Raw genomic sequence first — 8,265 nt, 5'->3', positions numbered from 1 at the left:
GGGTTGGCGGCCAGCGCGGCGAGCGCCCGCGCGTCCATCGGCCGGGGCGCGACGTCGGCGCCGCGCAGCTCGGCGAGCCGGCGGCGCAGGGCTGTCGTCGGTTGGCTGTCGGAGTTGTGGCTCACCCGCGGAAGTGTGGCATCCGCCTGTGACAACGGTGGAGTTGAGGTCGCGCCGAACCGGTGGCGCGGGCCGCCGGTTCGGCAGCGCGCGCCGTGGGCCACGGCGGCCGGCGGCGGTTCGGCCCGCCACCGAAGCCGTGCGGCACGGATGCGGGGAGGGGAGGAGGACGCGAGGGGAGCGGCAGGGGGTTGAGCGGCGCACGGACCCGGCGCGCGATGATGGCCGTGAGCCCGGCGGCAGCGCCGGGAGCCCCTTTCGAAAGGCATGGAATGGCAGCGCGCATCCTCGCGGTCCGGCACGGCCAGACCGCATGGTCCCGGTCCGGGCGGCACACCGGCCGCACCGACGTCCCCCTGCTGGAGGAGGGACGCGGCATGGCGGAGGCGCTGGGGGAGCGGCTGCGCGGCGCACCCTGGGACGGGTTGCCGGACGCCGAGGTCCGCACCAGCCCGCTGTCGAGGGCCAGGGAGACCTGCGGCCTGGCGGGTTTCGGGGACCGGGCCGCCGACTGGGACGCGCTGCTGGAGTGGGACTACGGCGCGTACGAGGGGCTGACCCCGGCCGGCATCAAGGAGCGGGCGGGCCGGGACTGGCTCATCTGGCGCGACGGCGTGGTGGACGGCGAGCGCCTGGAGCAGGTCGCCGCCCGCGCCGACGAGGTGGTCGCCTGGGCGCGCTCGGCCGAGCGGGACGTGCTCGTCTTCGCCCACGGCCATCTGCTCAGGGTGCTGGGCGCGCGCTGGCTCGGGCTGGACCCGTCCTTCGCCGCGCGGCTGCGCCTGGACGCGGGAGCGCTGTCGGTGCTGGGCTGGGCGTACGGGGAGCCGGCCGTCGAGAGCTGGAACGACCGGGGCCACCTGGACCTGCCGGGGAGGTGAGGCGGCCCGGCCGGGCCGCCGTCAGGCCGACCGGGCCCCTTCGGCCGGCCCGGTCCGCCCCGTCCGCCCGGCCGCCGGTCCCGTCCGCCCCTCCCGTTCGGCCAGGCGGTCCAGGAAGTCCGCGACGGCCGGGACGCCCCGGTGGTGGCGCAGCCGCCGGGCGGTGCCGTCGAGCATCCGGCTGACGCGGGAGGAGCGCACCTGCCCGAGCAGGTCCAGCACCCTGCCCGCGGACCCGGCGGCCTCCTCCGCCTCGCCCCCGCCGGCGAGGTCGTCCGCCAGTTCGGCGGTGAACAGGGCGGTGTTGCGGGCGAAGTGCGTGTCCTGGAGGGCCACCGCACGGCGCGCGCGGCGTGCCGCGCGCCCCCAGTCGCCCAGCGCGGCCCAGCACTGCGCCTCCAGCCCGTTCAGTTCGGCCTCGCCGTAGAAGGTCATCCACTCCGGGTCGGCGTCGCGGGCGCCGCGTTCGAACAGCGTCCGCGCCCGGCCGATCGACTCCTCGCAGGCGGTGCGGTCGGCGAGGAGGGCCCAGCCGCCCGCCTCGCGCGCCGCCAGCAGCGACAGCAGCCGCGCCGAGCCCAGGTGGCGGGCGATGTGCTGCCCGGCCTGCGCGGCCCGTACCGCCTCCCGCGGGCGCCCGGCGTCGCGGGCGAGGAAGGAGGTGTTGCAGAAGGCGTGCGCCTCCAGGGCGGGGTCCCCGGCCACCCGGGCGATGGCCAGGGCCTCGGCGTAGTGCGGGCGGGCCTCGGCGAGACGGCCCGAGTCATGGGCCAGCCAGCCCACGGAGAGGGCCAGTTCACCGGTCCCGGAGTGCAGCCGGTCGGCGGTCGGCTGCCGCCGGGCGCCCGCGTCCAGCAGGTCGTACGCGGCCCGCAGCGCGCCGCCGGCCCGGCGGTAGAGGCCGTCGGCGCCGTACCGGTCGTCGAACAGCCGGATGTCGCGCACCGTCTCCTCGACGGCCGCGGCCTCGGCCCCGCCGGGCCGGCCGCTCCGGGCGGAGGCCTGTACCGAGGCGGCGGCCGGGTGGGCCAGTGACTCCAGGGACAGCAGGGACACCGCCGCCACGGCGGCCGGGCCGCCGGTCATGAACGCGCGACGCAGCACGTCGCTCTCCTCGTCGGTCGGGCGATCGTCCGGGCTGTGGACCGGATCGCGGGTCGGGCAGGGCGGCTCCGGGCGGGTGGAGCCGGGGCGCATACGGGCGTCTTCGGGCGTGCCGGCGGTGTCGTACGCCCCCCGTCCGCGCGCGGTGCGCCCGCGAACCGCCTGACGGGGCTCGAAGCCCAGGTCGGTGAGCGAGTACCCCGGGTACATGTGCAGGAACACGCGCTCGTAGGCGTAGTTGGGGCAGCGGATCTCCCCGGCCTCCACCCGCCCGACGTACCGGGCGTCGCAGGAGACGTTCTCGCCTATCTCCCGGGCCGCCCTGCGGACGGCCGCCGCGAACTCCCCCGGCGAGAGCCGCCCGCGCAGCCGCCGGAAGGCGAGGTTGGGCTGGCGGCCCGGACCCGCCGGCGCTGAGGGTGACGGTGACGACGCCATGGCCGGGACCGTACCGGCTGCCTCATGGAAGATACGAGACGTTTTGCCGACAAACGGGATATCCGACACGTGATCTGCCATGAACTGCCATCCTTTGCGGCGGCATTGCGCCGTAGCGGTTGACAGACCGGTTCGTTGAGCCCCGTGTAGCGAACGTGGAGGACGACCCAGGAGGAGGTTCCCCCGTGCTGGACACCGGCTGCGAGACCGGCGGCGGCCCGCCGTCCGCCGGAGTGCCGGACGCGCCCTGCGAACTGGTGACCGTGCCCGCGCGGCACGGCCTGGAGGCCGTCGACATCCTGCGCCTGCGCGAGAGCGTGGGCCCGGTGCTGCACGACGGCGCGGGCGGCACCCTCGGCTTCCTGGTGCCGCCCGGCACCGCGGAGCGCTGGGACCTGCCGGGCAGCGTCTGCGTCCCGGCCCACCGCCGCCCCGGCCGCCCCGCCGGCCTGCCGCCGGCGGGCACCGGATGGCTGGTGCCCCCGGAGAGCGCCCAGACGGGCACCACCGAGCCCGCCCGGCTGCGCGCCGCGCTGAGCGAGGCGGCCCGTACGATCGCCGCCGCCGAGGGCGGCGCCTGAGGGAGCGGGCGCGGTCCCACGGGGCGCGGGTGGGCCGCACGGGTGATACTGGACCGTGTGGCGAGGAACGGGCGGCGGCGCGAGGGCGGCAGGCGGACCAGGGAGCCGGTGAGCGAGCCGGTCGACGGCGGACTGGCCCAGCTCCTGCCGGACCCGGACCGGCCGCGCGCCTGGACGCTGCTGCTCGACGGCGCGCCGCAGTCCCATGTGGACCTCGACGACCCGGCGTACCTGGAGTTCGAGTACCAGCGCAGGATCGGCCACCTGATCGACCTGGCCGCGCCGCCCGGGCAGCCGCTGCGGGCGGTGCACCTCGGCGGCGGCGGGCTCACCCTCGCCCGCTACACCGCCGCCACCCGGCCGCGCTCCACCCAGCAGGTCTTCGAGGCGGACGCCGCGCTGACCGCACTGGTCCGCCGCGAGCTGCCGCTGGAGGGCGCCTGGCGGATAAGGGTGCGCGGCGGCGACGCCCGTGCCGGGCTCGCCAGGCTCCCCGGGGGCGGGGCCGACCTGATCGTCGCGGACGTCTTCGGCGGCGCCCGCACCCCCGCCCATCTGACCAGCGGCGAGTTCCTCGACGAGGTCCGCCGCGTGCTGCGCCCCGGCGGGCTCTACGCCGCCAACCTCGCCGACGGGCCGCCGCTGGCCCACCTGCGCGCGCAGGTCGCCACCGCCGCCGCAGTCTTCCCCGAGCTGTGCCTGATCGCCGACCCCGCCGTACTGCGCGGGCGGCGTTTCGGCAACGCCGTCCTGGCCGCCTCCGACCGGGCGCTGCCCGTGGCGGAGCTCACCCGGCGCGCGGCGGGCGACCCGCACCCGGGCCGGGTCGAACACGGCCGTGCGCTGGCCGACTTCACCGGAGGCGCCGCCCCCGTCACGGACGCCACCGCCACCCCCTCCCCGCAGCCGCCCGCGCGGGTCTTCCACCGGCGCTGAAGCCGCGCCCGGACCTGACCCGCGCCCGGACCTGACCCGCGCCCGGATCGGGCACCGTGCGGCGAATCCGCGCGCCGCACGGGGCTCCGGTGCTGGAATGGCCCCATGACCACCACAGCGCCGCGCACCGGCGACACCGACCTGGTCGTCATCGGCGGAGGCCCGGCGGGCTGCGCCGCCGCCCGGACGGCCGCGGGCGTGGGGATGCGCTCGGTGCTGGTCGAACCGGACGCCCTGTGCCGCACCCTGGCCCGCATCCCGGCGCTGGACAACGTCCTGGGCGGCTTCACGAGCGGCCCGGAGCTGGCGGGCGCCGTCACGGCGGACCTGGAGCGGACCGGGCCGTGCCGCCTCGAACTCGGCCGCCGCGTCACCCGGATCCGCGCCGGCGACGACCGGGTGACCGTCACCCTGGACTCCGGCGGCCTTCTGACGGCCCCGTACGCGGTCCTGGCCACCGGCGTCGGGCCGCTCCGGCCCGCGGACGCGCCCTGGATCACCGCCCCGGCCGGCCTCGCCCCGCCCCCGCTGTGGGAGGTGGAACCCGGGCGGGCCGAGGGCCGCACCCTGCTCGTCCTCGGCGGCGACCGCCCGCTGGGCACCTTCCTGCGCGCCCACCCGGACACCGGCACCCGTCTGCTGGTGGCCCACCCGCCGGGCGACGACTACAAGGTGGAGGAGATCCGGGACGACCCCCGCGTCACACTCCTGCCCGTCGGGCACCTGGTCCTGCGGACCGCCGGGGAGGAGGCGGTCACGGCCGGGACGACCGGCCGCGACGGAGGGCGGGCCGTGGTCCGCGCGGACGCGGTCGTCGCCAACATCGGCAGCGCTCCCGCCGCCCCGGCCGGCGACCTCGTCCGCGACGCGGCGGGCTACTGCCCGCCGGAGCGCCAGCACCCCCGCGTCCTGGTCGCGGGCGATGTGCGCTCGGCCCGCTTCCAGCGGATCATGACGGCCATGGGCTCGGGCGCCGAGGCCGCCCTGCGCGCCTACTACGCCGGCCGGAGTCCGGCCGCGGGGTCCTGAGACGGGCCCTCGCGGACGGCACGCCGTGCGAAGTCCGGCCGCCCCGGCCCCCGGCCCCGTGCCCCCGGGCCGTCAGCCCCCGTGCTCGTCGACCGTCACCTGTGGCCGGGAGCCGTGCCAGACGCAGAAGACCGACGACGACTCCTCGCCCCGGCTGAAGGTGACCCGTATCCACCCGCTCTCCTGCCAGACCCGCATCTCCCAGCCGGGGTTGGGGGTGGCGGAGACCAGGCCCGCCGAGTCCCGGCCCAGGTCGAAGGCGACCCGGCCGCCGCGCACCTCGCGGCTCTCCACGTTCCCTGACCCGCCCCCGGCGCGCGTGGCGCCCCCGCCCGGCCCGGCGTCCCGGCGGGCCCCGCCGGAGCCGCGCGAGACGGAGGGCCCGGACGCCCCGGGGGAGCGGGCGGTCGAGGAGGGCCTGGGCCGCCGGGTGGAGGCGGTCTCCGGTTCGGGGCCGGGGCGCGAGGCGGACGGCGCCGGTGTGCCCGAGGTGATCGGCAGCGCCCGCGGCAGGTCGTACGCGGTGCCCGACACCACGGTGTGCACGCCGAACCAGGACAGGGTCACCGCCGACCCGGTGGCCAGCACCCACGCGCCCGCGTGAACCAGTCCTCGTCGCATCCCGCGCACCCTAGCCGCTTTCGCCGCGCGCTCGCGGCCGTACCGCTCCGTCCGGCACCTCCTTGACGTGTCCGCGTATGCCGTAACGTGCCGCCCATGGCACGTGTACTCGTCGTCGAGGACGACCAGTTCGTACGCTCCGCCCTGATCAGGCACCTGACGGAGGCCTCCCACACCGTGCGCAGCGTCGGGACGGCCCTGGAGGCGCTGCGGGAGGTCGCGCACTTCGGGTTCGACGTGGTGATACTCGACCTCGGGCTGCCCGACCTCGACGGAGCCGAGGCGCTGAAGATGCTGCGCGGGATCACCCAGGTACCGGTGATCATCGCCACCGCGCGGGACGACGAGGCGGAGATCGTCCGGCTGCTCAACGACGGTGCCGACGACTACCTGGTCAAGCCGTTCTCCGTGGAGCACCTGTCCGCCCGGATGGCCGCCGTGCTGCGCCGCGCCGGCACGGGCGCCGCGCCGGGCGCCGGGTCGGACCGGGCGATACGGGCCGGGGGGCTGGTCATCGACCCGCTGCGCAGGCAGGCCGAACTCGACGGACGTCCGCTGGACCTGACCCGCCGGGAGTTCGACCTGCTGGCCTTCCTCGCGCAGCGCCCCGGGGTCGTCGTACCGCGCAGGGAGCTGCTGGCGGAGGTCTGGCAGCAGAGCTACGGCGACGACCAGACCATCGACGTCCATCTCTCCTGGCTCCGCAGGAAGTTGGGCGAGACCGCGGCCAACCCCCGCTATCTGCACACACTGCGCGGTGTGGGCGTCAAACTGGAGCCCCCGCGGGAGTCCTCGCAGGGGTGAGCCCGGCCGGGGCCGCGGGACCGTGGAGCCGCGGGGGAACGGGGCGGTCGCGGGAGACGAGAGGGGGAGGGGCCCATGAGACGGGCGCTGGTCAAGGTGTGCATCGCCGTGACCGCGATGGTCGTGGTGGCCTTCGCCGTGCCCCTGGCCCTGGTGGTCAAGGAGATGGCCCGCGACCGGGCCTTCACGGGCGCCGAGCGGCTGGCCGCCTCCGTCACCCACCTGCTCGCCGCCACCGGGGGCGACCGGGGCCCGCTCCAGCGCGGGCTGGCCAGCATGCCGGCGCAGGCCGCCGGGCGGATCGCCGTGTACGCGCCCCCGGGCCGGGAGGACGGGAGCGCGGAGATCGGTGAACGCCGGGTGGACGAGGGGAGGCTGCGGTCCGCCGCCCCCCTGGAGGGGGCCACGGTCGTGCCCGTCGAGGGCGGCTTCGTGCTGCTCCAGCCGGTCGTCACCGAACGGTCGGCCGTCGTCGAGGTGTTCGTGCCCGAGGACGAGGTCACGGGCGGTGTCGCCACCGCCTGGCTCGTCCTGGCCGGTACCGGCCTCGCGCTCGTCGTGGCGTCCGTCGTCATCGCCGACCGGCTCGGCACCCGCATGGTGGGCGCCGCCGAGCGGCTGGCCGGGGCCGCCAGGGAGCTGGGCACGGGGCGGCTGGCGGTGCGGGTCCCGGTGGAGGGGCCGGCCGAACTGCGCCTTGCCGCGGCCGCGTTCAACTCCATGGCGGACCAGGTCGCCCAGTTGCTCGCCAACGAGAGGGAGCTGGCCGCCGACCTCTCCCACCGGCTGCGCACCCCCCTGACCGTGCTCCGCCTCAACACCGCCTCGCTCGGCGACGGCGACGCCGCCGAGCAGACGCGCGCGGCCGTCGCGCAGTTGGAGCGGGAGGTGGACCACATCATCCGCACCGCGCGCGAGCAGCGGACCCAGCCGTCGGACGCCCCGGGCGGCGGCGCCTTCTGCGACGCCTCCGAGGTGATCCGGGAGCGGATGGACTTCTGGTCCGCGCTCGCCGAGGACGAGGGCCGAGAGGCGGAGCTGGCCGGGGTCGGGGAGCCGGTGCGCGTCCCCGTGGCCCGCGCCGACCTCGCCGCCGCCCTCGACGCGCTGCTCGGCAACGTCTTCCGCCACACCCCGGAGGGCACCGCCTTCGCCGTGGACGTCCACCGCGCGGCCGCCGGCGACTCGGTGATCGTGCTGGTCTCCGACGCGGGTCCCGGCATCGACGACCCGGACGCGGCGCTGCGGCGCGGCCACGGCGACGGCGGGCCCGGTTCGACGGGCCTGGGCCTGGACATCGTGCGGCGGGTGGCGGAGTCCACCGGCGGGGACGTGCGGATCGGACGCTCGGTGCTCGGCGGGACGGAGGTACGGCTCCTGCTGTCCTCGGACGGAGGGCACGCCCACGCGGCGGGCCGCCGGCGCGGACACAGGGTGCGACGGGGCGCGCACCGAAGGTGGCGGTTCCTCAGCCGTTCCGTAGACCGGCCTTAAGGGAGCCATAAGTTCCCGGCCGCCCGTCCGGAACGGGCGTTTCGCCGGAATCGCTCCCGCTAGCGTGCTCCCTGTCCACGTTCCCCACGGATCGAGGCAGGAGCGCAATGAGGAGCATCGCCGCACAGTGGCGCCGCCCGGGCGGGCGGCGGCAGCCGATCGCCGACGCGGCCGTGGCGGCGATCGTGGCGGCCGGCGGGCTGGTCCTGGCCGGTACGGCGACGGCGGAGCCGGGCCCCGCACCGTCCGCCGCGGCG

General features: G+C 77.2%; 8 protein-coding genes. 6 read left to right on the top strand and 2 right to left on the bottom strand.

Features of this window, described 5'->3' with window-relative positions:
* Positions 1-392: 392 nt before the first annotated feature.
* Positions 393-1,001, top strand: coding sequence for a histidine phosphatase family protein (locus ACLIYP_RS28030; RefSeq protein ID WP_412715891.1), 609 nt, complete (start codon positions 393-395; stop codon positions 999-1,001).
* Between the two features lie 21 nt (positions 1,002-1,022).
* On the opposite strand, the gene ACLIYP_RS28025 is transcribed toward ACLIYP_RS28030, so the two are convergent.
* Positions 1,023-2,543 carry a tetratricopeptide repeat protein gene (locus ACLIYP_RS28025; protein WP_412715890.1) on the bottom strand — a complete coding sequence of 507 codons (1,521 nt, stop codon included), beginning with the start codon at positions 2,541-2,543 and terminating at the stop codon, positions 1,023-1,025.
* Positions 2,544-2,728: 185 nt separating this feature from the next.
* Between ACLIYP_RS28025 and ACLIYP_RS28020 the strand changes: the two genes are divergently transcribed.
* The 3 genes from ACLIYP_RS28020 to ACLIYP_RS28010 all read left to right on the top strand — a co-directional run bounded on the left by ACLIYP_RS28020 (position 2,729) and on the right by ACLIYP_RS28010 (position 5,089).
* Positions 2,729-3,124 (top strand): hypothetical protein, encoded by a 396-nt coding sequence (locus ACLIYP_RS28020; protein ID WP_412715889.1) that lies wholly within the window; start codon positions 2,729-2,731, stop codon positions 3,122-3,124.
* A gap of 57 nt (positions 3,125-3,181) precedes the next feature.
* Entirely contained in the window at positions 3,182-4,060 is an 879-nt protein-coding gene (locus ACLIYP_RS28015; RefSeq protein ID WP_412715888.1) for a spermidine synthase, read from the top strand.
* A gap of 105 nt (positions 4,061-4,165) precedes the next feature.
* Complete coding sequence (locus ACLIYP_RS28010) at positions 4,166-5,089, top strand: FAD-dependent oxidoreductase (RefSeq protein ID WP_412715887.1); 924 nt, start codon at positions 4,166-4,168, stop codon at positions 5,087-5,089.
* A 72-nt stretch (positions 5,090-5,161) separates the two neighbouring features.
* Here the strand turns inward: ACLIYP_RS28010 and ACLIYP_RS28005 are convergent, their stop codons facing one another.
* Positions 5,162-5,710 (bottom strand): hypothetical protein, encoded by a 549-nt coding sequence (locus tag ACLIYP_RS28005; RefSeq protein ID WP_412715886.1) that lies wholly within the window; start codon positions 5,708-5,710, stop codon positions 5,162-5,164.
* A gap of 96 nt (positions 5,711-5,806) precedes the next feature.
* On the opposite strand from ACLIYP_RS28005, the gene ACLIYP_RS28000 reads away from it, so the two are divergent.
* Both ACLIYP_RS28000 and ACLIYP_RS27995 read left to right on the top strand, forming a co-directional pair.
* Positions 5,807-6,514: a response regulator transcription factor gene (locus tag ACLIYP_RS28000; protein ID WP_412715885.1), complete on the top strand. Its 708-nt coding sequence runs from the start codon at positions 5,807-5,809 to the stop codon at positions 6,512-6,514.
* Positions 6,515-6,589: 75 nt separating this feature from the next.
* A complete protein-coding gene (locus tag ACLIYP_RS27995; RefSeq protein ID WP_412715884.1) occupies positions 6,590-8,008 on the top strand; it encodes a HAMP domain-containing sensor histidine kinase in 1,419 nt (472 codons plus the stop codon).
* Positions 8,009-8,265: the final 257 nt, after the last annotated feature.

Source organism: Streptomyces nanhaiensis (assembly GCF_046614825.1).
GTDB classification, from domain to species: Bacteria; Actinomycetota; Actinomycetes; order Streptomycetales; family Streptomycetaceae; genus Streptomyces; species Streptomyces radiopugnans.
The sequence above is the reverse complement of the archived record's forward strand: the minus strand, read 5'-3'. Positions and strand labels throughout refer to the sequence as shown.

What these genes read in the sequence shown, in the direction of transcription:
- ACLIYP_RS28030 (WP_412715891.1), top strand. Translation starts at nt 393, where the DNA reads ATGGCAGCGCGCATCCTCGCGGTCCGGCACGGCCAGACCGCATGGTCC.
- ACLIYP_RS28010 (WP_412715887.1), top strand. Translation starts at nt 4,166, where the DNA reads ATGACCACCACAGCGCCGCGCACCGGCGACACCGACCTGGTCGTCATC.
- ACLIYP_RS28000 (WP_412715885.1), top strand. Translation starts at nt 5,807, where the DNA reads ATGGCACGTGTACTCGTCGTCGAGGACGACCAGTTCGTACGCTCCGCC.
- ACLIYP_RS28025 (WP_412715890.1), bottom strand. Translation starts at nt 2,543, where the DNA reads ATGGCGTCGTCACCGTCACCCTCAGCGCCGGCGGGTCCGGGCCGCCAG.
- ACLIYP_RS27995 (WP_412715884.1), top strand. Translation starts at nt 6,590, where the DNA reads ATGAGACGGGCGCTGGTCAAGGTGTGCATCGCCGTGACCGCGATGGTC.
- ACLIYP_RS28005 (WP_412715886.1), bottom strand. Translation starts at nt 5,710, where the DNA reads ATGCGACGAGGACTGGTTCACGCGGGCGCGTGGGTGCTGGCCACCGGG.